This is a genomic window from Pseudonocardia terrae (assembly GCF_021343995.1).
GTDB classification, from domain to species: Bacteria; Actinomycetota; Actinomycetes; order Mycobacteriales; family Pseudonocardiaceae; genus Pseudonocardia; species Pseudonocardia terrae.
Window position 1 is genome coordinate 73,045 of sequence record NZ_JAJTTE010000024.1, and the last position, 24,259, is coordinate 97,303.

21 protein-coding genes and 2 pseudogenes are annotated in these 24,259 nt (G+C 73.1%); 9 read left to right on the forward strand and 14 right to left on the reverse strand.

From position 1 onward, the window contains the following. Positions 1-42 precede the first annotated feature (42 nt). Positions 43-639: a TetR/AcrR family transcriptional regulator gene (locus tag LWC33_RS36100; protein WP_233305515.1), complete on the forward strand. Its 597-nt coding sequence runs from the start codon at positions 43-45 to the stop codon at positions 637-639. Here LWC33_RS36100 and LWC33_RS17770 read toward each other — a convergent pair. The 4 genes and pseudogenes from LWC33_RS17770 to LWC33_RS36575 form a co-directional block, all read right to left on the reverse strand. After that, complete coding sequence (locus tag LWC33_RS17770; RefSeq protein WP_233305516.1) at positions 617-1,774, reverse strand: coiled-coil domain-containing protein; 1,158 nt, start codon at positions 1,772-1,774, stop codon at positions 617-619. The two genes, LWC33_RS36100 and LWC33_RS17770, sit on opposite strands and share 23 nt — an antisense overlap. Before the next feature lie 19 nt (positions 1,775-1,793). Then, positions 1,794-2,069: a hypothetical protein gene (locus LWC33_RS17775; RefSeq protein ID WP_233305517.1), complete on the reverse strand. Its 276-nt coding sequence runs from the start codon at positions 2,067-2,069 to the stop codon at positions 1,794-1,796. Between the two features lie 120 nt (positions 2,070-2,189). Beyond that, positions 2,190-3,368 (reverse strand): fumarylacetoacetate hydrolase family protein, encoded by a 1,179-nt coding sequence (locus LWC33_RS17780; RefSeq protein ID WP_233305518.1) that lies wholly within the window; start codon positions 3,366-3,368, stop codon positions 2,190-2,192. 148 nt (positions 3,369-3,516) lie between these two features. Beyond that, a pseudogene (locus LWC33_RS36575) lies at positions 3,517-3,864 on the reverse strand (DUF2867 domain-containing protein); the annotation flags it as partial. On the opposite strand from LWC33_RS36575, the pseudogene LWC33_RS36580 reads away from it, so the two are divergent. The 5 genes and pseudogenes from LWC33_RS36580 to LWC33_RS17800 form a co-directional block, all read left to right on the forward strand. After that, positions 3,854-4,054: pseudogene (locus LWC33_RS36580) on the forward strand (helix-turn-helix domain-containing protein); the annotation flags it as partial. The pseudogenes LWC33_RS36575 and LWC33_RS36580 overlap by 11 nt on opposite strands. Before the next feature lie 142 nt (positions 4,055-4,196). Further along, positions 4,197-4,490, forward strand: a complete 294-nt coding sequence (locus LWC33_RS17785; RefSeq protein WP_233305519.1) for a hypothetical protein — start codon at positions 4,197-4,199, stop codon at positions 4,488-4,490. Between the two features lie 45 nt (positions 4,491-4,535). Next, positions 4,536-4,760, forward strand: a complete 225-nt coding sequence (locus LWC33_RS17790) for an FDXHR family putative zinc-binding protein (RefSeq protein WP_232873270.1) — start codon at positions 4,536-4,538, stop codon at positions 4,758-4,760. Between the two features lie 121 nt (positions 4,761-4,881). Further along, the gene (locus tag LWC33_RS17795; RefSeq protein WP_233305520.1) at positions 4,882-5,970 is read left to right on the forward strand and encodes an S-(hydroxymethyl)mycothiol dehydrogenase; all 1,089 of its coding nucleotides are present in this window, start codon (positions 4,882-4,884) and stop codon (positions 5,968-5,970) included. Then, positions 5,970-6,629: an MBL fold metallo-hydrolase gene (locus tag LWC33_RS17800; protein WP_233305521.1), complete on the forward strand. Its 660-nt coding sequence runs from the start codon at positions 5,970-5,972 to the stop codon at positions 6,627-6,629. Before LWC33_RS17795 ends, LWC33_RS17800 begins: the two co-directional genes overlap by 1 nt. Positions 6,630-6,740: 111 nt before the next feature. Here the strand turns inward: LWC33_RS17800 and LWC33_RS17805 are convergent, their stop codons facing one another. Together LWC33_RS17805 and mtnA are read right to left on the reverse strand one after the other, a co-directional pair. Then, positions 6,741-7,883: an MFS transporter gene (locus LWC33_RS17805; RefSeq protein ID WP_233305522.1), complete on the reverse strand. Its 1,143-nt coding sequence runs from the start codon at positions 7,881-7,883 to the stop codon at positions 6,741-6,743. Further along, on the reverse strand, positions 7,880-8,824 hold the full coding sequence (mtnA, locus tag LWC33_RS17810; protein ID WP_233305523.1) for an S-methyl-5-thioribose-1-phosphate isomerase: 945 nt from the start codon (positions 8,822-8,824) through the stop codon (positions 7,880-7,882). Before mtnA ends, LWC33_RS17805 begins: the two co-directional genes overlap by 4 nt. A gap of 92 nt (positions 8,825-8,916) precedes the next feature. On the opposite strand from mtnA, the gene LWC33_RS17815 reads away from it, so the two are divergent. After that, complete coding sequence (locus LWC33_RS17815) at positions 8,917-9,972, forward strand: gamma-glutamylcyclotransferase family protein (protein WP_233305524.1); 1,056 nt, start codon at positions 8,917-8,919, stop codon at positions 9,970-9,972. A 157-nt stretch (positions 9,973-10,129) separates the two neighbouring features. Then, a complete protein-coding gene (locus tag LWC33_RS17820) occupies positions 10,130-11,536 on the forward strand; it encodes an MFS transporter (protein WP_233305525.1) in 1,407 nt (468 codons plus the stop codon). 80 nt (positions 11,537-11,616) lie between these two features. Here LWC33_RS17820 and LWC33_RS17825 read toward each other — a convergent pair whose 3' ends face one another. From LWC33_RS17825 to LWC33_RS17850, 6 genes are all read right to left on the reverse strand, one after another. After that, a complete protein-coding gene (locus LWC33_RS17825) occupies positions 11,617-12,729 on the reverse strand; it encodes an amidohydrolase family protein (protein WP_233305526.1) in 1,113 nt (370 codons plus the stop codon). A 127-nt stretch (positions 12,730-12,856) separates the two neighbouring features. Next, positions 12,857-14,542 carry a chaperonin GroEL gene (gene groL, locus LWC33_RS17830; protein ID WP_233305527.1) on the reverse strand — a complete coding sequence of 562 codons (1,686 nt, stop codon included), beginning with the start codon at positions 14,540-14,542 and terminating at the stop codon, positions 12,857-12,859. A gap of 126 nt (positions 14,543-14,668) precedes the next feature. After that, the gene (gene mimD, locus LWC33_RS17835; RefSeq protein ID WP_233305528.1) at positions 14,669-15,040 is read right to left on the reverse strand and encodes a propane 2-monooxygenase effector subunit MimD; all 372 of its coding nucleotides are present in this window, start codon (positions 15,038-15,040) and stop codon (positions 14,669-14,671) included. Then, entirely contained in the window at positions 15,037-16,239 is a 1,203-nt protein-coding gene (locus LWC33_RS17840) for a ferritin family protein (protein ID WP_233305529.1), read from the reverse strand. The genes mimD and LWC33_RS17840 overlap by 4 nt, the downstream gene beginning before the upstream one ends. After that, positions 16,236-17,291 (reverse strand): FAD-binding oxidoreductase, encoded by a 1,056-nt coding sequence (locus LWC33_RS17845; protein ID WP_233305530.1) that lies wholly within the window; start codon positions 17,289-17,291, stop codon positions 16,236-16,238. The genes LWC33_RS17840 and LWC33_RS17845 overlap by 4 nt, the downstream gene beginning before the upstream one ends. A 202-nt stretch (positions 17,292-17,493) precedes the next feature. Continuing rightward, entirely contained in the window at positions 17,494-19,131 is a 1,638-nt protein-coding gene (locus LWC33_RS17850; protein ID WP_233305543.1) for a ferritin family protein, read from the reverse strand. 339 nt (positions 19,132-19,470) lie between these two features. On the opposite strand from LWC33_RS17850, the gene LWC33_RS17855 reads away from it, so the two are divergent. Further along, positions 19,471-21,357: a sigma-54-dependent Fis family transcriptional regulator gene (locus LWC33_RS17855; RefSeq protein WP_233305531.1), complete on the forward strand. Its 1,887-nt coding sequence runs from the start codon at positions 19,471-19,473 to the stop codon at positions 21,355-21,357. Between the two features lie 21 nt (positions 21,358-21,378). Here LWC33_RS17855 and LWC33_RS17860 read toward each other — a convergent pair whose 3' ends face one another. Both LWC33_RS17860 and LWC33_RS17865 read right to left on the reverse strand, forming a co-directional pair. Further along, on the reverse strand, positions 21,379-22,257 hold the full coding sequence (locus LWC33_RS17860; protein WP_233305532.1) for an SCO6745 family protein: 879 nt from the start codon (positions 22,255-22,257) through the stop codon (positions 21,379-21,381). 67 nt (positions 22,258-22,324) lie between these two features. Then, positions 22,325-24,100: a potassium channel family protein gene (locus LWC33_RS17865; protein WP_233305533.1), complete on the reverse strand. Its 1,776-nt coding sequence runs from the start codon at positions 24,098-24,100 to the stop codon at positions 22,325-22,327. Positions 24,101-24,259: the final 159 nt, after the last annotated feature.

The following is a 24,259-nucleotide window of genomic DNA, read 5'->3' on the forward strand; positions in this document are numbered from 1 at the left end:
ACCACCGTGACAAACTTTGACTCTTGGGTCAAGATGTGAATCGTGAGTCAACGGGTGGCGCGCAAGCGCGGGGAACGGGTGCGGGCGATCCTCACGACCGCCGCCGAGCTCTTCGGCGAACGCGGCTACGGAGGAGTGAGCCTGGAGGACGTGGCCGACCGGCTCGACGTCACGAAGGGCTCGCTCTACTACTACTTCGCGAGCAAGGACGAGCTGGTCACGGCCGCGATCGAGACGCTGGGCACGGACTGGACGGACCGGCTGGAGGCCCTGCCCGTCGCCGGCACGCCGACCGAGCGGCTGCGGGCGCTGCTGCGCGAGCACATCCGGATCGCCGTCCGCGAGTACCCGGCCGCGCTGCGGCTGTTCCTGGTCCCGGACGACTGGCCGGAGGAGCAGCGGGCGCGGATCAAGGCCCTGCGGCGCCGGCACGACGCGGTGTTCCGGGCCGTGGTCGAGGAGGGTCTGCGCAGCGGTGAGTTCACCGTGGTCGCCGTGGACCCGACGCTGCAGGCGCTGCACGCCGCGATGTCGCAGGCACCGGTGTGGGTGCGGGACGACCGCGGGATCGACGGGCTCGCCGACACGCTGATGATGCTGGTGGGAGTGGGCCCGGTCAGCCGGGGAAGTGGGGCATGAGGGTGCCGGCGCGGCGGCGCAGGCCGTCGATCGTCGCGATGTCGTCGTCGATGTCGGTGAGGTCCGCGGCCAGCTTCTCCAGCCCCTCGACGGCCGACAACGCGGAACCGAGGCGGGCGTCCAGCTCGTCGTCGCGGCGGGTCAGTGCGGCCGTGACGGCCCGCCGCAGCTCGCCGTTGGCCGAGCGCGCGGCGTCGCGGGCCTGCTTGCCGACGGTCAGCTGGAACTCGTCGACCATGGTCCGGGCCGCGGTGCGCAGCTCGCCCCGGCGCCGGTCGAGGCCGCGCTTGCGCTCGCCGCTCAGGGCAGCGCCGCCCAGGCCGACCGCCCCCAGGAACGCCGCCGTGACCAGCATCCACACCGGCACGGCGAGCCCGAGGAACCGGGTGAGCACGAAGGCCATCATCACCCCGCCGTACGACGGCATGACCACGGTGAGCAGGCGGGCCGGGACCGGGGTCCGGCCCGCGTCGCCCGCCGGCGGCTCGTCGATCAGGGCGACGGTCTCGGCGCCCGGCGGGATCGGGATCCGCGGCATCGGCAGCCGTTCCGTCAGCTCGGTGCCCTCCGTCAGCCGGTCGGCGACGACCCGGACGCCGTAGTCCAGCTCCACCCGGAGCCGGTCCGCCTCGGCGGCGAGCCGGTCCCGGAACCGCTGCACGATCGCCGCCCGCTCCTTGCCCGGGTCGTGCTCACCGATGTCGCGCTCGGTGTCCGCCAGTACCGCGCGGGTGCGGGTCCGCAGGGAGAACTCGACGTCGGAGCTCAGGCCCGCGAAGCCGTCGCCCAGGATCTGCGACCACTCCCGGGACACCGCCCGCAGCCGCGACGAGCGCTTGCGCAGCGCGCTCAGCTCCGCGCGGAGCCGGGCGCCGCGGGCGGGGTCGGCCAGTGCGGCGCGCCGGTAGCGCAGGTCGGAGCGCAGCGAGTCGAGCGCCCGGGTCAGCTCCTGCGAGGCGGTGCGCATCGCGGCGACCCGGCGACCCGCCGTCGTCGCGCCCGTCAGGTCGTCGCGGGCGGCGCGCAGCCGGCGCGCCAGGTCCTCGCGGTCGTTGGCCTGCGCGCCGGCCAGGGTGGTGCCGAGCAGGTCGAGGGCCTCGTCGACCGGGTTGCGGACAGGTTCCGGCGTGGCCACGACCGGCTCGGCGACCGGGTCAGTGGATCACGGGGCCGCTGTCGTCGTGGCCGGAGTGCTCGTGGTGCTGGTGCCCGTGCTCCTCGTGGTCGTCGCGCGTCCAGTCGTGGTCGTCGTGCTTCCAGTCGTGGTCGTCGTGCTTCCAGTCGTCGTCCCGGTGCTTCCAGTCATCGCCGTGGTGCTCGTGCTCGTCGTGGTGCTCGTGCCCGTGGTGGTCGTCGTGGTGCTCGTGCTCGTCGTGGTGGTGCTTGTCGCCGTGGTGGTCCTGCTGGTGCGAGCTCTTGAAGTCCGGCATGTCCGGCCTCCGTCCTCGGTGGTCGCGGCCGGGTGCTCCCGGCCGTCGGTATGACCGTGACCACACGGTCGGTGATACGCCGCCCGTCGTTACCGGGTTCCGCCCCGCGGCGCAGCGGGGTCAGTCCGCGGGGAGGACGGTGCCCCGCACCTCACCGAGGGAGAAGCGGCCGCCGTCCGGACGCGGCGCGCTGGCGACGATCGAGACCTCGTCGCCGTCGTGCAGGTAGTGGCGGGTGGTGCCGTCGGAGAGCGCGAACTCGTCGCGGCCGCCCCAGGTCAGCTCGAGCAGGCAGCCGCGCTGGTCGCGCCGGCCCCCGGAGACGGTGCCGGAGCCGAGCAGGTCGCCGGGCCGGATCGGGGCGCCGTTCGTGGTCAGGTGCGTGACGAGCTGGGCCGGGGTCCAGTACAGGTCGCCGCCGGGCGGGGTCGAGATCCGCTCGCCGTTGAGCCGGACCTCGAGCGTCACGTCGAGACCGCGGTCGGCCTTGCCCAGCAGGTAGGGCAGCGGCTGCGGGTCCCGGGCGGGCGGCTCGGTCCAGGCGCCGGCCAGCTCGTCGAGCGGGGTGATCCAGGCGGAGACCGACGTCGCGAAGGACTTGCCGAGCAGCGGGCCGAGCGGGCGGGACTCCCAGGCCTGGAGGTCGCGTGCCGACCAGTCGTTGAGCACCACCACGCCGAACACGTGGTCGAGCGCCTCCTCCAGCGGCACCGGCCCGGTGGTCGCGCCGCCGAGCACGAAGCCCAGCTCGGCCTCGAAGTCCAGCGCCCTCGTCGGACCGAGGTCGCCGGGACCGCGCTGGCCCGCCGGCCGGACGACGGGGCTGCCGCTGACGTACACCGTGCCGGCGCGGCCGTGGTAGCCGACCGGGAGGTGCTTCCAGTTCGCGGGCACGGTCGCACCGGGCTTCGCGATCGCGGCGGCGTTGGCCGCGTGCTGCTCGCAGGCGAAGAAGTCGACGTAGTCGGCCACGGTGAAGGGCAGCACCGGGACGACACCGGTGTGCGGCAGGGCGTACGGCGCGAGCCGCTCGGGGTCGGTCAGCCAGGAGGCCAGCCACTCCCGGACCTCCCGCCAGGCCGGTCGCCCGGCGGCGAGCAGGCCGTCGAGCGTGGGCTCGGCGAGCAGGGCCGGATGGGGCCCGTCCTGTGCCGCCGCGAGCGTGCCGACGTCGATGTACGCCGTCCCGGCCGGTGCCACGATGCGCGAGGGTCCCGGACGCCCCGACCCGGCGACGACGCCGAGCGCGGTCCCCAGCGGCGGGTCCGGCGGGAGCAGGTCGGCGGCCGTCCGCATCATGCGGGCACGCTACCCCGAATGCGCGGTTCCACCCGTCGTGGTCGAGCTGACGGATGCGCTCCCCGGCAGGCGGCGCGCCGCCGCCACCAGCATCGACCGGACGACGACGGGGTGCAGGTGCCGCACGACCCCCCCCCCAGTACAGCCGTCCGCGGGCCCCGCGGATCCGCACGACGGTGCTGAGCACGACGCGACCGGGCTCGCGCAGGACCGAGGCGCGGAAGTCGAGGTGGCCGGCGTTCGTGCCGAGGAGCACCTCGTCGTCCGTGCGCCGCAGGGTGTCGAACACCGACCGGTCACCGCGCTCGATCCCGACCAGCCCCACCAGCGCCTCGCGCAGGGCGAACAGGGCCGCGACCCAGCCCGGCACCCGCCGGAACACCGCGTCGGCCCAGGCCTGCGGGTCGGACGGTGAACCCTCCGGCGCGCGCACGGCGAAGGCGTCGGCGGCGTCGACCCGCGGCAGCGCTCCGCGGAGCAACACCGTGTCCGGCACGGGACGGCGGTGGCCCGAGGGCGCGCGGCGACCTGCCGGAGCAGCCGGACCCAGGGCGACCAGCGCGCGGGTCGCCCTGGCGGCGCTCGCCGAGGGCGGCACGCGGGCCGTCGCCGTCGAGCCGCTCGCCGCCCGGCTCGGCGCCACCAAGGGCAGCTTCTACTGGCACTTCCGGTCCCGCGACGAGCTCCTGGCCGCCGCCCTCGACCGCTGGGAACGGGTCGACACCGAGGAGGTCATCCGGACCGGCGAGGCCGAGACCGCCCCCTCGCGCGGCTGCGCGCCCTGTTGCTGCTGGCCCTGGAGCCACGACCGCGCGCTCGGGCAACGCGGTGGAGCTGGGGCTGCAGGAGCAGGCCGGGCACCCGCTCGTCGCCCCGGTGCTGGAGCGGGTCTCCCGGCGCCGGCTGGCCTACCTGACCACGCTCTTCGCCCGGCTCGGCTTCCCCGCCCCCGAGGCGGAGCGCCGCAGCCTGCTCGCGTGCACCGCGTACCTCGGCCACGCCCAGCTCGCGCACGCCACACCCGCCCTCGCCCCCCGGGGCGACGCGCTGCAGGCCTACGCCGACGAGGTGATCCGGACGCTCGTCGCCCACGACGGTGGGGACCGCGCGGCGAGCCGGTGATCACCGGTCCGGGTTCTGTCGGTGGGGGCACGTACCCTCCCCGCCGTGGCGTCGACCGAGCTGATCCGGATCACCTGTTGCGGCTCGTCGTGGGTCGGCGCGGACCGTGCGCACTGCTGCCGCAGGTTCGGGGGTTGCGGCGCGGTGTTCGACGACGCCAGGCTCTTCGACGCGCACCGGCCGAAGGGTGCGTGCACCGACCCCCGTGGGCTGGACCTGGTGCAGACCAAGAACGGCATCTGGCTGCGGCCGCTCGACCTCGCCGGCTGAGCGGACGTCCTCCTCCGGGGGACGGTTCGCGGCGAGGGACGCCGGGCACCTCGCGTCCGATCCATGAAAGGGTCACGATGCGCGCATTCGCGCGGCGTGGACCGACACAGGAGTGAGAATCATGGCGCAAGAGGTCCGTGGGGTCGTCTCCCTCGAGAAGGGCAAGCCGGTCTCCGTCGAGACGATCGTGGTCCCGGACCCCGGTCCCGGTGAGGCGGTCGTGACGATCCAGGCCTGCGGGGTCTGCCACACCGACCTGCACTACCGGGAGGGCGGGATCAACGACGAGTTCCCGTTCCTGCTCGGGCACGAGGCTGCCGGGATCGTGGAGTCCGTGGGCGAGGGCGTCACCGAGGTCGCCCCGGGTGACTTCGTGATCCTGAACTGGCGCGCGGTCTGTGGTGAGTGCCGGGCGTGTCGCAAGGGCAAGCCCTGGTACTGCTTCAACACCCACAACGCCACGCAGAAGATGACGCTCAGGTCCGGCCAGGAGCTCTCCCCGGCCCTGGGCATCGGCGCGTTCTGCGAGAAGACCCTCGTGGCCGCCGGCCAGTGCACCAAGGTCAACCCCGCCGCCACCCCGCAGGTCGCCGGCCTGCTCGGGTGCGGGGTGATGGCCGGCATCGGCGCCGCGATCAACACCGGCGGCGTCGGCCGCGGCGACTCCATCGCCGTCATCGGCTGCGGCGGCGTCGGCGACGCGGCCATCGCCGGGGCCACCCTGGCCGGCGCCACCACGATCATCGCCGTGGACACCGAGGACCGGAAGCTGGAGTGGGCCAAGGGCTTCGGCGCCACCCACACCGTCAACGCCAAGAGCACGGACGCGGTCGAGGCCATCAAGGAGCTGACCGACGGGTTCGGCGCCGACGTCGTGGTCGACGCGGTCGGGCGCCCGGAGACCTGGAAGCAGGCCTTCCTCGCCCGCGACCTCGCCGGCACCGTCGTGCTCGTCGGCGTCCCGACCCCGGACATGATGGCCCCGGAGCTGCCGCTGATCGAGTACTTCGGCCGCGGCGGCTCGCTCAAGTCGTCCTGGTACGGCGACTGCCTGCCCTCCCGCGACTTCCCGATGCTGGTCGACCTGCACCTGCAGGGCCGCCTGCCGCTGGAGAAGTTCGTCTCCGAGGAGATCGGCCTCGACGACATCGAGACCGCCTTCGAGAAGATGCACCACGGCGATGTGCTGCGTTCGGTGGTGGTCCTCTGATGACCCACGGGACCACCCCCGAGGGCCTGCACAAGGGCCCGATCGACCACGTCGTCACGCACGGGACGTTCTCCCTGGACGGCGGCACGTGGGAGGTCGACAACAACGTCTGGGTCGTCGGCGACGAGAACGAGGTCGTCGTGATCGACGCCGCGCACGACCCGGAGGCCATCGGCGGGATCATCGCCGGGCGCCGGGTGGTGGCCGTGGTGTGCACGCACGCCCACGACGACCACGTCAACCAGGCCCCGCGGCTGGCCGACACGTTCAACACGCCGATCCTGCTCAACCCGGCCGAGGCGCCGCTGTGGGAGATGACCCACCCGAACCGTGCGCCGGACCAGGAGCTCGCCGACGGTCAGGTGATCACGGCCGGCGGGATCGAGCTGCGGGCGCTGGTCACGCCGGGGCACTCCCCCGGCTCGACCTGCCTCTACGCGCCGGAGCTGCAGACGGTGTTCACCGGCGACACGCTGTTCAACGGCGGGCCGGGCGCCACCGGCCGCTCGTACTCGAGCTTCGACACGATCATCGACTCGATCCGCGGCACCCTGCTGCCCCTCCCCGGCGACACGACCGTCCGGACCGGGCACGGCGACGGCACCACCATCGGCGCCGAGGCACCCCACCTCGAGGAGTGGATCGCCCGCGGCCACTGAGCTCACGCCCCCGAGCTCACGCCACCGAGCTCTCGCCACCGAGCCCGCGCCGCCGAGCACCGCATCGGTGTGCACCGCCCCCGGACCGCGAGGTCCGGGGGCGGTCGTCGTTCAGGAGGCCCGAGGGCGGGTGAGCGGCAGGACCGCGAGGAGCAGGAGGGCGGCAGCCCCGAAGGCGGCACGGAAGCCGAAGGGCTCGGCGATCGCCCCGAGCCCGCTCGACCCGACGCCGGTACCGGCGTCGAACCCGATGTTCCACGCCGCGCTGGCGGCCCCGTAGCGCGCGGGCCCGGCGGCGGCGAACAGCGAGACCAGCGAGTCGTTCTGCACCAGCCCGAACCCGGACCCGACGGCGAAGGCGCCGAGGACCAGCAACCAGGCGGCGCCCCCGACCGACAGGACCTCGACCCCCATCCCCACCGCGGCGAGCAGCGTGCCGGGCAGCAGCAGCCGTCCCGCCCCGCGCCGGTCGACCAGCCCGCCGGCGAGGCCGCGGCCGAGGACACCGCCGAGCGCGACCGCGAAGAGCGCGAGGGGTGCCGCCGCGGTCGCCGCCGGCGCGGCCAGGGGCAGGAAGGTCACCAGCCCGCCCTGGGCCACCGAGCAGGCGAGCATCGCCGCCATCGGCCCGATGCCGTCGCGCCGGCCCCGGACGACGGCGGTGCCGATCTCCGCGGGGTCCTGGACGCGCGGCTCGGCGGCGTGCGGGCGGCCGGTCCGCAGGAAGGGGACGGCGGCGGCCCCGAGCAGCGGCGCGATCCCGGCCGCGAGGAACACGCCGGTGAACCCGAGCAGGTCGACGGTCGCGACGCCGAGCGGCAAGAGGATCAGCTGCGGGATCCCGATCGCGTACCCGTACCTCGCGGACGCGCGCCCGTGTTCGGCGGGCGGCACCAGCTCCGCCACGAGTGCGCTGCCGGCCACCGTGAGCAGCCCGAACCCGATCCCGCGCACGGCGCAGATGAGCAGTACCGGCCCGAGCTCGGCCGTGAGCAGCAGGAACGGCGCCGGCGCCCCGAGCAGCAGGAGGCCCGCGCCCAGCACGACGCGGTAGCCGGCGCGCCGCAGCAGGGCCGGCACCGTGAGCTGCGTGGCGACCGTCGTGGCCATCAGCACCCCGGTCGTCACCCCGGCGGCGAACTCGCCCGCACCGGCGCGGCTGACCCACAACGGCAGCACCGGCAGCAGCAGCGCGTGCCCGCCGAAGCCGAGGACGGTCACGGCGAGCATCAGCCGGAACGCCGCGGTCCTCATGGTTTCCAGGTGCGCGTGTCGGTGACGATCGCGGTGACCAGGTCCGCGGGCGTGACGTCGAAGGCCGGGTTCCACGCGTCGCCCCCGGCCACGACCTCGGTGGCGTCCCGCTCCTCGATCTCGATCGCGGCGCCGTCGGGCGTCGCGGCGTCGACCGTGGTCTCCGGGGCGGCGACGACGAACGGGATCCCGGCCCGGGCCGCCGCGAGGGCCAGCGGGTAGGTCCCGATCTTGTTGGCGACGTCGCCGTTCGCGGCGATCCGGTCCGCGCCCACCACGACGGCGTCGACCAGCCCCCGCGCGATCACGGACGCCGCGGCGCCGTCGACGACCACCCGGTGCGGCACCCCGAGGGCCTGCAGCTCGACGGCGGTGATGCGTGAGCCCTGCAGCAGCGGCCGGGTCTCGTCGGCCACCACCAGCTCCACCCGCCCCGCGGCGTGCAGCGAGCGCACCACCCCGAGCGCGGTCCCCCACTCCACGCAGGCCAGGGCGCCGGCGTTGCAGTGGGTGTGCAGCCGCAGCGGACGCTCGCCGCACAGCTCGCCGAGCAGGGCGGCGCCGCGGGCACCGATCGCGCGGCAGGCGGCGACGTCCTCGTCCCGGAAGGCGTGCGCGGCCGCCAGCGGGTCCGCGGCGGCCAGGGCCCGCTCGACACCCCGGCGCAGGTTGACGGCCGTCGGCCGGGCGGAGGCGATGCGCTCGGCGTCCGCCGCCGTGTCGCCTCCGTTGCGCGCGGCCAGCGCCACCCCGTACGCCCCGGCGACGCCCAGCGCCGGCGCCCCGCGCACGACGAGCCGCCGGATGGCGTCGACCAGCCCGTCGACGGTCGTGATCTCCGTCCGGTGCACCTCGGGCAGCCGGGTCTGGTCGACCAGCACGATCCGGTCGCGCTCCCAGCAGATCGTGGGCGGCAGGTCCCGCGGGACGGTGGAGGACACGCCTGCACCTTCTCAGATCGGAGCGGGGCGGGACCCGGGGTCATCGCGGCCGGCGCGGCCACGACGCGCGTCGGGGCTCCATACTGCGGGAGATGCCCGACTTCCCCGACGCCGCGTACCCTGCGGCGCCCTACCCGGGAGCCGTGCCGGACCGCTCGTTCGTGCACGTCGAGGGCGGCGGGTTCGCGCTGGCCCCCGACCCGTCGACCCGCTCGTCCTGGCGGGTCGGCCGCACCGACCTGGACGCGTGGCTCACCGGGCGCGGTGCGCCCCCGCTCGCCGCGCGGGTCCCGCTGCTGACCTACGGCTCGAACCGCAACCCCGCCAAGATCGGCTGGCTGCGCCGCGAGCTGGGGCTGAGCGGTCCCGTCGTGGTGCTCCGGGCCCGGACGGCCGGGCTCACCGCCGTGTGGGCGCACGGGCTGCGCGTGGTCGACGACCAGCGGCCGGCGGTGCTGGCCGCCGGACCGGGCCTGGTCGAGGAGCACTCCGTGTGGCTCGCGACGCCCGGGCAGGTGGCGGTGCTCGACGTCTGCGAGGGCCGTGCGTCCGGACGCTACCGCCTGGCCCGCGTCCACACCGGCGAGGTGCGCACCGAGGACGGCGCCCTGCTCGACGACGTCCTGGCCTACGTCGGGCGGGCCGGCATCCGCCGCCCGCTGCTGGTCGACGGCGAGCCGGTCCGCTGCGCCGACCTCCCGCAGACCGCCGCCCGGGCCTTGCGCGGCGAGCAGGCGCCGTCGGACGGGCTGGCCGCGACGCCCCTGACCGGCGCACCGGACCCCGACACCTGGCCCGCGCGGCTCTTCGTCTACGGCACCCTCCAGCCCGGCGAACGCTCCTGGCCCCTGCTCGCCGGGGCCGCCGCCGGGCCCGCCGAGCCGGCGACCGTCCCCGGGACGTTGCTCGACACCGGCCTCGGCTACCCGGCGATGCTCCGCGACGCCGGGCCCGGCGTCCCCGGCCACGTCGTCCCGCTGCGCGATCCCGGCACGCTCCTCCCCCGGCTCGACCGGTTCGAGGGCCCCGGTTACGTGCGCGTCCGCGTCGCCATGCCCGACGGACGATCGTGTTGGACGTACGTATGGACCGCTCCCACCCGCGGTCTCCGCCCCGTCGAACGGTGGCGTACCCCTCACCCCGCGTAGCCGGGAGGGCCCCCGTGACCGGCCTCTCAGAGCGAGACGGGTCCCCCGGTACGGGCCCGTCGGGGCAGGTTTAGTGGCTGGTCGTCCCGGCGCCACGTCCTGCAGGTGGCAGCGACCTCACCTAGCGTGGCTTCCCAACCGAGGGGCAGGAGGCGTGATGAGCGAACCCGGCAACGCGACGCCGGCAGTGCGGGAGGCGGACACGAAGACCGTCCGTCGGGCCGTCTCCGGCGCGGCAATGGGCAACGCGATCGAGTGGTACGACTACGGCGTCTACGGCTACCTGGCGACCGTGATCAAGCAGGTGTTCTTCCCCGAAGCCAGTCCGGCGGCGGGCACCATCCTGGTCTTCGCGGGCATCGCGATCCCGTTCATCCTGCGACCGCTGGGCGGCATCGTCCTCGGCCCGCTGGGCGACCGGTTCGGCCGGCGCCAGGTCCTGGCCCTGACGATCCTGCTGATGTCCGGCTCGACCTTCTGCGTCGGGCTCATCCCGAGCTACACCACGATCGGCATCTGGGCGCCGATCCTGCTGCTGTTCTTCCGGCTGGTGCAGGGCTTCTCCACCGGCGGCGAGTACGGCGGCGCGGCGACCTTCATCGCCGAGTACGCCCCCGACCGCAAGCGCGGGTTCTGGGGCTCGTTCCTGGAGTTCGGCACGCTCGGCGGCACCATCCTGGGCGCCGTCCTGGCCACCGTCGTGCAGCTCGGCTTCGACGAGCAGACCCTGCAGAGCTGGGGCTGGCGCATCCCGTTCCTCGTCGCGGGCCCGCTGGGTCTCATCGGCTTCTGGCTGCGGAACAAGCTCGAGGACACGCCGTGCTTCCAGCAGGCCGAGACCGAGGGCAAGACCACCACCAGCCCCTTCAAGGAGGTGCTGACGAACGTCTGGCCGCAGATCCTGCAGCTCATCGGCTTCGTGGTGCTGCTCAACGTCGCCGACTACATCCTGCTGACCTACATGCCGACGTACCTCACGCAGGTGCTGGGGATCAGCGACACCGAGTCGCTGCTCGTGCTGATCGGCGTGATGGTCGTGATGATGGCGCTGATCGCGCCGGTGGGCTCCCTGTCCGACCGCGTCGGCCGCAAGCCGCTGCTGCTCGCCGCCGCGATCGGCTACCTGGTGCTGGCGGTCCCGGCGTTCCTGCTGATGGGCATGAAGGCCGTGTTCCCGGTGGTCGTGGGTCTGGTCATCGTCGGCGGGCTGCTGCTGCTCATGCTGGGGACAATCGGCTCGGCGCTGCCGGCGATGTTCCCGACCCGCAACCGCTACGGCGGCTTCTCGATCGGCTACTCGACGTCCACGGCGGCCTTCGGCGGCACCGCGCCGCTGATCGTCTCCGCGCTGATCGCGGGCACCGGCAACGACCTGATCCCGGCCTTCTACCTGATGGGCGCCGCGGTGATCGCGATCGTGCCGATCCTGGTGATGCCGGAGACGGCGCGGGTCTCCCTGGCCCACCCGACGCGGATCCCGGGCACGGACAAGTTCGTGCCGGACCGCACCCCCGCGATGGCCGGGGCAGCCGCCGCGGACAAGGGCGAACGCGCGGAGCACTGACCGGGCACGGTCTCGACCGACCGCACCGGCGGCCCGGATCCCCGCGGGGGTCCGGGCCGTCGGCCGTGGAACGGGTGTCGTCAGCGGGCGCGGGCGACGGAGTGCGCGACGAGCGCCTCCGGCACGGGCAGCCGGTAGAGCCGCGCCGCGTTGGCCCCGAGCACGGCCTGCACCGCGGCGGGTCCGAGCCCGCGCGCGAGCAGCGCCGACGCCGTCTCCTCGACCAGCCGCTCCGGCCGGACGAGGGGGTAGCCGCTGCCGAACAGCAGGCGCTGCGGCCCGAACGCGGCCAGCAGCGCGTCGAGCGCCTCCCCCGCCTCCCGCGGATGGGTGCGCAGCCCCACCAGGACCTCGGTGAGCAGCACGTGCACCCCGGGCAGCTGCGCGAGCCGGATCAGGACCGCCGTCGGCAGCCAGCCCGCGCCCAGCACGAAGCGCATCCGCGGCAGCGCCGAGGCCAGCACCCGGACCTGCCCCGGGTCGATGCGCCCGGCGGGCGCCGGTCGGGCGTCGCGCTCCCGGACGGGCAGGGCCGACCCCGAGCGCACCGGCTCGGCCCAGCTCGGCCAGCGGGCCCGGATGCGTCCCGACCCCGTGGGCCGGTCCGGGACACCGCCGTGGCTCCAGACGGGGGCGCCGGCGGCCGGATGCGCGACCGCCCCGACCCCCACGTGCACCACGGCGGCGCCCGCCTGCTCGGCCCGGCCGAGCGCCCGCCGCAGCGCCGGGTCCCCGAGCTCGAGGCGGGCCTCCGGACGGGTCCCGGACGTCAGGGAGAGGCCGCGGAGGTCCTCCCGCTGCACCCGGGCCGCGATCCCGCGACGGCCGCCCTCGTCGGCGGGGTCGAGCTCGCCGGTCACCGCGAACCGGCCGGCGAGCCCCTCCGCGAGCTCCGCGGACCACGCCGACGGCGCGAACCCGAGGACGAAGAGCGACCCCAGCCCGAGCGGCTGCAGCACCGCCCGATCGACGTGCCCTCGACCCAGCAGGTCGGAGACCAGGGAGCGCTCTCCGACCGCGGCGAACTCGTCGAACGGGATCGGCCGGGGGGTCCGGTCGAGGACGCGGTGCCGGTGGTGGAGGTCGGCGACGAACTGCTCGCCCGCCGGGCCCGCCTGGTTGTGCGGGCTGCCGTCCCACGCGTGCACATGGGCGTCGACGACGACGTAGCGCTCCCCGCCGACCTCGTACACCGCGCCTCTCCCGTCGCGTTATGGAACCATAATGCGAATTCAGACCGGTATTTCGCGCATTATGGTCCCATAATGCGCTCCAGCCCGGTGCTGTCGCGCATCATGGTTCCACAACGCGATTCCCGGCTCAGCCCACCGACGGGCCGAGGCCCAGCGACTGCGGCGTCGACGAGTCCGGGCTGGGCTGCGGGATGCCCTCGTCGAGCGGCCCGAACTCGGTCATCAGGCTCTTGTTCCAGGGCGTGACCTCCTCGGCCACCAACGAGTTGGTGGTGAGGATCAGGCCGGCCACGGAGGCGCCGTTCTGCAGCGCCGAGCGCACGACCCGCAGCGGGTCGATGATGCCCATTTCGACCATGTCGCCGAAGCGGCCCTGCAGGGCGTCGAAGCCCTCGTCCACGCCCAGGTCCGCGACCTGCTTGACGACGTCGGCGCCGTCGTAGCCGGCGTTGGAGGCGATCAGGTGCACGGGCTCGGACAGCGCGGCCCGCACGATCTCGACGCCGATCCGGTAGTCGCCGTCCACGTCCAGCCCGTCGAGCGCGGACTCGGCGTGCAGCAGCGCCGACCCGCCGCCCGCGACGATGCCCTCGGCCATGGCGGCCCGGGTCGCCTGCAGCGAGTCGTCGACGCGGTGCCGGATCTCCTTGAGCTCCGCGTTCGTCGGCGCGCCCACGGAGATGATGGCGGCCTTGCCGGAGAGCCGCGCGATGCGGTCGTTGAGCCAGTCCTCGTCCGTGCCGATCGACGCGCGCGCCATCTCGGCCCGCAGCTGCGCGAGCCGTCGTTCGACGGCCTCCTTCGAGCCGTGCCCGCCGATGAACACGCTCTGCTCGTTGGTCGCCCGGACCTGCGTGGTCCGGCCGAGGTGCTCGGTCGTCATCTGCTCCAGCGCGAAGCTCGACGCCTTGGAGTGCACCTTCGCGCCGGTCAGCGCGGCAAGGTCCTCCAGCAGGTGAACGCGCTTCTCGCCGAACCCGGGCGCCTGGATGGCGGTGACCTTGAGGTGCCCGTTGACGTGGTTGTGCACCAGCATCTGCAGCGCGGTGCCCTCGACCTTCTCGGCCACGATGACCAGTGGCCGGGGGTCGCGCATGAGCTTCTCGAGCACCGGCATCAGCTGCCGGACGTCCGAGATCTTCTCGGCGGACAGCAGGATGTACGGGTCGTCCAGGACGGCCATCATCGAGCCCGGGTCGGTGACCAGGTAGGGCGAGACGTAGCCGTTGTCGAACTCGAAGTCCTCGACGAAGTTCACGGTCAGCCCGAGGACCGGGCCGTCGTCGACGGAGATCACGCCGTCGTCCCCGACGGTGTGCAGCGTCCTGGCGATGACCGAGCCGATGGCGTCGTCGTCGTTCGCCGAGATGGCGGCCACGCGCGAGAGGTGCTCGAGCGAGTCGACGGGGTGCGCCACCGCGGCGAGCTTCTCGACGATCCGGCCGACGGCGAGGTCGATGCCCCGCTTGACCAGCACCGGGTTCCCGCCGGACTGGATGGCCTTCATCCCCTCGCGGACGATGGCCTGGGCCACCACGGTCGCGGTGGTGGTGCCGTCGCCGACGGTGTCGTTGGTCTTGATCGCCGCTTCCTTGAGGATCTGCGCGCCCATGTTCTCGAAGGGGTCGCGCAGGAAGATCTCGCGGGCGATGGTCACGCCGTCGTTGGTCACCTCGGGCGTGCCGGTGATCTTCTCCAGGACGACGTTACGGCCTTTCGGGCCGAGAGTGCTCTTGACGGCCTCGGCGAGCTGGTCCACCCCGGCCTGGAGCGCCCTGCGGGCGTCCACGCCGAACTTGAGTTCCTTGGCCATGACTTCGGTCCTCCCGGACTATCGAGTACTGCGTTGGTCAGCCGCGCGGGTGCGGATCAACAGCCCGCAGGTGGCGGCGGCGCCCTCAGGGGCCGCCGCCACCGCGGGGGTGAGGAGCGGAGGTGGTTACGAGACCGGCTTCAGGTCGAAGTCGATGTACTCGGCCGCGTCCTCGGGGTTGGCGAACATGATCGTCTTGTCGTCGAGGTGGACCATGCGGCCGTAGTGGGTGGACATCGCCTCCTCGAACTCGGCGGCGTTGAACCAGCCCTCCTCCTCGCCGGCCTCCTCGTCGACGTCGGCGTAGACGACCTCGAACTTGCCCTTGCCGTCGACGCGGATCATCGAGGGCAGCTCCTCGACCTTCACGTTGTCCAGCCGACGCAGGACGTTCGCGATCAGCGTGCCGACCTGCGAGTTCATCAGCGTGAACCCGCACATGTTCGACGCGGTGTTGTCCGACTTGAACGGGCTCTCGGAGGTCTTGAAGGCGGTCACTGCTTCAGCTCCTCGGGGGTGTCGAGATTGAGATCGCGGCAGATTCCGGCGAACCGGCTCTTGGCACGGTCGAGGGCGTCCTCGAACCTCGGGGGCTTGTGGTCGGCCTGCGACCACATCGGCTGCATGGTGCGGGCCGCCTCGAGCGCCTGCGGCACCCAGTGCGACAGCCAGCCCTGCATGAGCTCCTTGTTGTGTGCGGCGAACTCCCGGTCCTCGGCCAGCGGGCCGAAGCAGGCGATCGTCCAGCGCAGGTCGCGCTGGGCGTAGTCGAACTCGCCGGCACCCATCACGGTCGGGGTCACGAAGTCGCCGTTGCCGGCGGCGGCCTGCATGACCAGGTTCGACCGGAAGAGCTCACCGATCAGCGGCTCGAACACGATGTTGGCGGCGAAGATGGCCTCGCCCCAGTCGTCCTGCACGGCCGTGAGGGCCTCGCAGACCTTCCGGGCGCCCTGCCACTCGGCGTCGGAGTTCCACGCCTCGACGTGCGCGGTGCCGTCGAAGCCGTCGATCTCCTCGGTGAGGGTCAGGTTGTAGAGCGCGAGGTCCTGGGCGAAGCGGATCTTGCGCGTGCTGTTCACGGCCATCGCCGTGTTGTGCATGTTCGTCGGGCCGGAGCGCTCGTTGGCAGCGAAGACGTACAGGCCGAGGATGTGCTCGATGTGCATCCACGCGCCGACGTTGCGCTCGACGAAGCGAATCCAGTTCGGGGTCCAGAGCTCGAAGGCCTTCGCGTGGCGGGCGTTGTCGACGTTCTGGGTGAGCTGCCGGACGACGTTGGCGTTGTACCGGTAGAGGGACTGCTCCCACTCCTCGTTGGGGTCGCGGAACTCGTGCCAGCCGTGCGCGGGCCAGTTCTGGACGTGCATCGCGCCCGTCCCGACGCCGCGGGCCGGCTCCGGCTCGTCGACGCCCCAGGCCTTGAGCTTGGTCCAGTGCAGGGGGTAGCCGTTCGTCCCGTCGGCGAAGCCGTAGATCCACCCCTGGGCCAGGTAGTGCCGCGGGTCCGGCTGGACCTCGACGGTCACGTCCTCGTAGTGGGTCTGCTTGCGCTTCGCCGGCGTGAAGTAGTTGTAGCGCCGCGCGGCGGGGCTCGAGTCGGGGAACTCCTTCGCACCCGCCTCTGCGTCCGTGAACACGGGCTTCGGAACGCTGCGTTCGGTCGGGGCGGAGGGATTGCTCTCTGTGGTGGTCACTGCCCGTCCTCGCCTTCCTGCTCACCGGTCGTGGTGAACTTGTCGTAGAAGATGTTCTGCTCGCGCACGCCCAGTGCGGTCAGGGTCGCGATCGCCGCGTCGACCATGGGCGGCGGACCGCAGACGTAGGCATCTGCTCCTTCCAGGGTCGGTTCGAGGGCCTTGACCACCTCGGTGATCAGGCCCGTGTGGCCTTCCCACGGCTCGCCCTCCGCCGGCTCGGACAGGGCGGGCACGTAGCGGAAGTCGGGGATCTTCTCGGCGAGCGCATGGAGCTCGTCCTCGAAGCAGAGGTCGCGGGCGGTGCGGGCCCCGTAGTAGAAGGTCGCCTTGCGCTCGACCCCGCGCTCGGCCATGGACCGCAGCAGTCCGAGCACGGGGGCCATGCCGGCCCCGCCGCCCACGAAGATCAGGTTCGACGTGCGGTTCTCCCGGAGCGTGAAGGTCCCGAAGGGGGCCTCCACCTCGAGCCGGTCCCCCACCTGGATCTTGTCCGCCAGGTGCTCCGAGAACAGGCCGCCCGGGTAGATCTTGATGACGAACTCGTAGATCCCCTCGCGGTTGGGGGTGTTCGCCATGGAGAAGGACCGCGTCTCCTCGGTGCCCGGGACGACGAAGTCCATGTACTGGCCCGGGAAGAACTTGATCTCGTCCGGCTCCAGCAGCTTGACGACGAGGTGCCGCATGTCGTGGGTGACCGCCTCGTTGGACAGCACCTCGACCACGCCCCGGCGCAGCGGCAGTCCGCCCCGGATGATCTCCTCGTCGTAGTTGAGGAGCTCGATGACCAGGTCCTCGTAGGCGTGCGCCCGGCAGAGCAGGGTCTGGCCCTCCTCCTTCTCGTAGTCCGGCAGCGCGAACGTCGAGTAGCTGTCGAGCTCGATGTCCTCGCCCTCGAGGACGAAGGACTTGCAGGCCGCGCACTGACCTTCCTTGCAGCCGTGCATGAGCTGGACGCCGTTCTCGGCGGCGGCGCGCAAGATCGTCTGACCCTCGTCGACCTCGATCTCGATGCCGACGGGCTCGAAGCGCACCACGTGTTTCTCGCCCAAGGGGAGGACCACCTCTCGACTCGGTTGGGCAGCACCCGCGGGCGGGGCCCACCATCACTCCACTGTGGACGGTGACGGTCGCGGGAGACCCCTGGCCCGCGGGTGCGACGTACTACCGGGTGGACCCCGCCGGTGGGCGGGGTCGCACCCGAGCGGGGGAAGGACCGGAGGACCCGGTCCTCCCCCCTCGCCTGACCCGCGCTCAGGCGTCCTTGGGAGCCGGCCGGCCGGCCGGGCCCTGGCGGACGTAGTCCGCCCTGAACGCCTCACGCTCGGCGTCCGTCATCTCGTTCAGGGTCACGTTCGGGCTCACGAACGTCGGGCACCGCCGCATGTGGTCCAGGGTCCACATCTTCTTCGGGTCCAGGTTCAGGTGCGGCTGCGCGGTCATCGTCTTGCCGTCGTCGCGCACGAAGCCCATGTCCTTCACCACGTCGGCGAAGTTCCAGCCGTGGTAGAGGGTCTCCCACTCGCGGTGGCCCACCAGGCGGCCCATGTTCGGCGTCTCGCGGCCCTGGTACGTCGGCCGGAAGGCCTCCGCGTCGGTCCAGCGGCAGACCTCGTGGCAGTACGTGCGCCACTGGCCGTCGACCTCCTGCATGACCATGTCCTCACGCACGAGGCAGGGCACCATGCAGGTCCAGCAGCGGTGCGGGTACACGTAGTCGACGTCCTCGAAGATGATCGGGTTGTGCCCGTTCGGGGTCGCCAGGCGGCTGTAGTTCTCCCACCACTTGCCGTACTTGTCGTACCAGCCCGGGTACTTGTACTCGAACCACTCGAAGTCCTCGTCGGTCATGCCGTCGATGCGCCAGTAGTTGGCGAGCCAACCGGTGGCGAAGAACTGCGCGACCTCGTGGACGTAGCCCTTCTCCCAGATCTGCTTCCAGGACTCCTCGACCAGGTCGTGCGGGATGACCAGGCCGTACTTCTCGAGCGGCAGCAGGTAGGACCGGTAGTAGTCGTCGTAGATCCAGCGGCGCCACATCTCCGCGTACGACTCGCGGTCCTTGCGGCGGTCCTTCGTGCCGTACTCGATGAAGGTGCCGATGGCGGCGTCGACGACGCGGTGGTTGTTCCACCACGCGTAGCGCAGGTCGCGCTCGAGCAGCTGGCGGTTGTCCTCGTCCGACAGCGCCATCAGCAGCGTGGCGTAGCCGTTGGAGATGTGCCGCGACTCGTCGGACTGCACCGAGTGGAAGACCGTGGGCAGCAGGTAGTCGCCGTTGGCCGCCGCCTCGGCCGGCATGGCCACGAACAGGGTGTTCGTGAACGCCGTCTCGGCGACGATCGTCAGGTAGATGCTGGCCGCGGTGATCGCGTCACCGGTGATGAAGCCTTCCGCGAACTGGCGGCCGATGGTGCCGCAGTAGTCCGTCTGGAAGTTCCGCAGGCTGTTGTTGAAGCCCGCCGGGTCGATGTAGTTGTTCATGTACAGGCGCTTGAGGTTCTGCTGGATCGTGCTGTGCCGAACCTCGTCGATCATCTGGATCGCCTGGCCGTTGTGCAGCTCCGGGTTCGGGACCGCGTGGAACAGCATCGGCATCGAGCGCGCCGCGGAGATCTCCGGCAACGGGATGATCGACAGGAACAGCTTCTGCCACTCCAGCCAACGCTCCTGGACCTGGCGGAACATGTTCCCGCGGATGGCCCCGTCCTGCGCGCCGTAGACGCGGTGGTCCTTCTCCTCCTCCATCGGGAAGTAGGACCGCAGGACCTGCTTGAGCGGGTCCTTCTTCGCGGCCTTCCGGAAGGTGTAGTCGGTTCCGTACTTCATGTACGGCTCGTGGTACTGCGGCTCCCAGGCGAGTTCCTGGATCTTCTGGTGAGCCTTCGCCAAACTCTGCCGACTCACGTCGTCTCCTCACGGTGGTGGGGTGAGAGCGCACAGAGCTGACGCCGCCGGCCGGCGCGGGAGCCCGCGACGCTGTCGGGCCCTGTGCCGAGGTTCGCCGCGGTGGGGCCGGCAGTGCGCCCCGTCACAGCTCGTCTCGTGCCAGGAATCACACCGCCGACCCCCCTGACCTGCGGTCTCAATATGAGACGGTACGAGGCTGACCAGCCTCTTTCGGGTCACGCGATCCGGCTCTAGCGTGGTCGGAGTTCGGGCGGTACCGTCCGGGCCGATCCCGGCTGCGCCGCCACCGCGGACCACAGCTGCTCCGAGAAGGGCAACCGGTTGGTCGACCAGAACGAACGCGCCATCCACCACGAGGCGCCGGACGCCGAGGACGCGTCCGCGCGCCGGTCACCCGTGCCCGTCGGGCCCGCGGTGATCAGCGGTGCCGCCGAACGCGTGGCCGTGGCCCGGGAGGCGTTCCTCCATTTCGAGGCGCCCGACCCGAGCATCGTGCGGGCGCCGATCCTGGCCTCGTGGACGCGCTCGCGGGAGTTCTCGGTGCCGAGCGACCACCTCGAGCTGCCGTACGAGAGCGACGCCGAGCCGGACACTCCGCTCATGCGCGCCGCACGGCCCGTCATCGAGGACATCGCCGACCAGTTCGCCACCGAGCCGGTCAGCGTGATCCTCTGCGACGACGAGGGCGTGGTCATCGACCGGCGCACGGGCGACAGCGCGCTGCGCCGCCACCTCGACCGGATCTGGCTGGCCCCCGGCTTCAGCTACGCCGAGCAGTACGTCGGCACCAACGGCATCGGCACCGCCCTGGAGGGCCGCGCGCCCGCGCAGGTGTTCGGCCACGAGCACTACGTCGAGCACCTCGAGGACATGGCGTGCGCCGGCGTGCCGATCCACCATCCCGTGAACGGGAAGCTACTCGGGGTGCTGGACCTGACCTGCTGGCGCAACGAGGCCAGCGCGATGATGGCCGCGACCGCCGTCACGATCGCGCGGCGCATCGAGGAGACGCTGCTCGAGCAGTCCGGGCGGCGTGAGCTCACCCTGATGCACGACTACCTGTCCGCGTGCCGTCGCGGCCGCGGCGCCGTGTTCGCCGTCAGCGACGACCTGCTGATGATGAACGACCGGGCCCGCGAGCTCATCGACCCGTCCGACCAGGTGCCGCTGCTCGCCGAGGCCACGGACGCGATCCGCAGCGGGCGGCGCCGGCAGCTGCTCGTCGACCTGCCCAGCGGCGCCACGGCCCGGGTGCAGTGCCGGCCGAGCTGGGCCGAGGGCGGGCTCTCCGGCGGGATCCTGCAGGTCCAGCTGGTGTCGCGGGCGCCGTTGCACGGCCGCCCCTCGACGCCGTCGATCACCACGGCCCTGCCGGCCGCCGTCGGGTCCGGGGCGTTGTGGACCAAGTGCGCCCAGGCCGTCGACCGGCACTTCCGGATGAACGAGTGGCTGGTCCTGGAGGGCGAGAGCGGGTCGGGGCGGACCACGCTGGCCCGGGCCACCCACCAGCTGCACTCCCCCGCCGGGCACGTGCGGGTGCTCGACGCCGTGCACTGCGGGGCGCGGTGGATCGCCGAGGTGTCCGACGAGCTCCAGACCGGCGGCGGGACGCTCGTCCTCCAGCACCTCGACGCGCTGTCCCCGCAGCACGCGCTGGCCCTGGCCGACGCGCTCGAGCCCCACCGGGAGTCGACCGACCCGGAGCGGCAGTGGGTCGTCGCCACCCGCTCGCGGACGTCGGAGCCGGACTCGCCCGAGCTCACCGAGCTGCTGGGGTGCTTCCCGCGCAGCATCGAGGTGCCGCCGCTGCGCCACCACATCGAGGACGTCGCCGAGCTGGTGCCGTACCTGCTCGCGCGGCTCACCCGCGGCGCGGACCTGCACTGTTCGCCCGAGGCCATGCGGGTGCTGATGCGCAACCGCTGGCCGGGCAACGTCGACCAGCTCTACCAGGTGCTGCGCAAGGTCGTCGCGCGCCGGCGCACCGGCACCGTCCGGCCCGAGGACCTCCCGCCGGAGACGCGGGCGATCACCCGCCGGGTGCTCACGCCGCTCGAGGCGATCGAGTGCGACGCCATCGTCGACGCCCTGCTCGACACGGACGGCAACAAGGCCGAGGCCGCCCGGCGCCTGGGGATGTCGCGGGCCACGATCTACCGCAAGATCCGCGGCTACGGCATCTCCATGCCGGACGGCTCGGAGGTCTGAGCTCGGGGGCTCCCGGACGGGTCAGGACCCGGCGAGGTCGTGCGGGCCGGAGGCGGGGTAGCCGTGCGCCTCGCGGACGGCCCGGCCCCACCGCCGCAGCAGGTCGACGAGGGTGTCGAGGTCCTCGCCGAGCGCCCGCACGATCGGCTCGCACATCCGGTCCGTCGCGACCTCGACCGCCTCGCGCTCGCTGCGGCCCCGGTCGGTCAGCGCCCCGTCGGCGAGCAGCCCGCGGGCCACCAGCCGCTCCTCGGCGGCGTCGAGCTGCGCGGTGGTCCACGCCCGGGAGCGGACGTAGCTGCGCAACGGCACGCCCCAGTACGGCTCGGTGAGCAACCCGATCTCGGTCGCGTCGAAGCCGGCCGTGGTCCACGCCGCGATGTGCACGTCGCCGCGGTACTCGCGCAGCAGGTCGCCGAGCCGCCAGGCGTCGGCCACCGGGTCGCCGGGCAGGCCGAGCGACAGCAGCCCCGCGAACAGCGTCCGGCCCTCCGGACGCAGCGGTGCGACGGCCCGTTCCAGCAGGTCACGGGCGCGGTCGAGCCCCTTCGGCCGCTCGCCGAGGACCCGGACGAGCTGCGCCCGGGCGGCGTCGGTGCGGGCGGCGCAGATCGTGGGGGCGTCGGTGAGCGTCCAGCCGTAGGTCACCGCCGGCACGACGGCCTCGGGGTTGAACACGCCGAACGCCGCCGCCACGACCTCGCCCGGCACCTGGCCGAGCACCGAGCCACGGCTGCAGAAGTAGGCCGGGCCGTCGGGCGCCGCGACGCCGCGGAGCGAGCGCGGACTGCCCGCGAACCCGAGCTTCTCGTAGGCCTCGTGGGCCTCCGGTGCGAAGTACACCTGGCCGACGACGGGTTCGAGGGCCCCCGCCAGCCGCCGGGCGGGAGGGACCGTCACGCTGCCTGCCACTGCGCCTCCAGGAGTCGACCGGCCGTCAGCTTAACGGACGTTCGGCCAGTTGTGGCTACGGTGCCGCCTGGCCCGCCGGGCGCAGCAGGGCGAGCAGCTCGGAGTACGGCCCGACGACGTACGCCTCGTCGCCGGCGGCGAAGCGGGTGTCCCGGCGGGGCGGGTGCTCCAGGGTGCCGACGTCGGCGCGGTGCAGGGCGACGACCCGGGTGCGGGCGGACAGCTCACGCATCGCAACGCCGTCGAGCGCGGCACCGACCCGCAGCCGGCCGACCATGAACGGCGTGCGGTCGACGTAGAACGTGCCCAGCACGTCGAGCCCGAGGGCGGCGCCGACGAACCACGGGGCGGCCAGCGCCGCCGTCGAGCGGACGTACCGGAAGGCGAAGCCCTCCTCGACCGCCTCGGACAGGTCCTCGTCGAACACCCGCAGCACCACCGGGACGGCGGGCCAGCGGTCGCGAAGCTGGCCCCGGACGGCGAGGCCCGCCTCGACGTTCACGAGGTCGTCGCTGGTCAGCACGGCGACGGCCATGGCCTCCCGCAGGTTGACCACGTTCAGGACCGCCGCGTCCGTCGCGTCGCCGGTGACCACCGGGACGCCGAGCTCGCGGGCGCGGGCGAGGTGCCGGTTCGCCGGGTCGCGCTCCAGGACGAGGGGCCGGGCGCCCGCCGCCAGCAGGCCCTCCAGGACCCCGATCCCCACCGCCCCGAGCCCGACGACGATCACGTGCCCGCGCATCGCGCCGATCCGCCGCCGCCCGACGGACCGCTCGATCCTGCTGCTCACCAGCAGCTGGGTGAGCAGGGCGAACAGCACCGCGGCGAGCACCACGCCGAGGACCATCATCCCGATCGCGTAGACGCGCAGCCAGGTCGCCTGCTCGGCGAACGAGAAGTCGCCGTAGCCGACGGTGCCGATGGTCTCCACGCAGAAGTACACGGCGTCGACCCAGGTCATGTGCGAGCCGTCCGGCTTGACGTACCCCGAGCGCAGCACGAACACCGAGGCGGCGAACAGCAGGAGCAGCACGCCCGCGGTGACCTTCAGCGGGCGCTCGGCCTCGGCGAGCAGGGTGCGCAGGACCGTCAGCACCGTCGCCCGGCCGCCTTCCGCGCCCCGGCGCACGGCCCCCGCCGCCCCGGGCGACCGCGCCCCGGTCCGGGCCGGGACCGGTTCGACCGGCGTCCCCGCCGCCGCGAACTGCTCCGTGGTGCCGACCAGCGTGACGCGCGCGCCCGGGGGCACGTGGTGGTCGCGTCCCGGGCAGATCACCTGCTCCTCCCCGGCGCCGGCCACCGAGAGCGGGGCGAGGTCGGCGAACAGGGCGCGCAGGGTGCCGGCCCGCGACGCCTCCAGGGTCGCGACCACGAACACCCGGCCGCCCATCTCGACCGGGTGGGGACGCTGCCCGAGACACGCCTCCACGACGGACGGGGCGGACAGCGCCGCCACGTCGAGCACGCTCTCCCCACCGGTCACGTCGGCCAGCGCTCGTCCGACGGCCCGGTTCGCCACCCGCACGACCAGCCGCGCCCCGGGGGCGAGCCGGCGGGCGAGCAGGGCGGTCTCGGTGGCGACCAGGTCGTCGTCGGGGACCACGACGACGGCCGCGGCCCGCGCCACCCCGGCCTCGACCAGGGCGTCGCGCGGGCGCCCGGCCACCCGCGGGACCTCCCAGAGCCCGAGGAGGTGCTCGGTGACCGGCTCCGGTTCGTCGCCGCCGTCGACGACCACGACGTCGATCCCGGCGGCGTGCAGCTGCTCGACGGTCCGGAACCCCACGGCTCCGATCCCGCAGACGACGACGTGTCCCGATCGCTCGGCCATGGCGGGAGTGTCGCCGGTCCGTGTCGCACGTGCGCGGCGTCGTACTCCGCGCGGGCGGTGCGGACGTAGGCCCGGTGGCGCTTGGCCCGGTCGGTGAGCAGGGACAACGTGTCCGTGAGCTCGCGGTCGCCCGGCGCTGCTGGTCGTGACCCGGTTCCT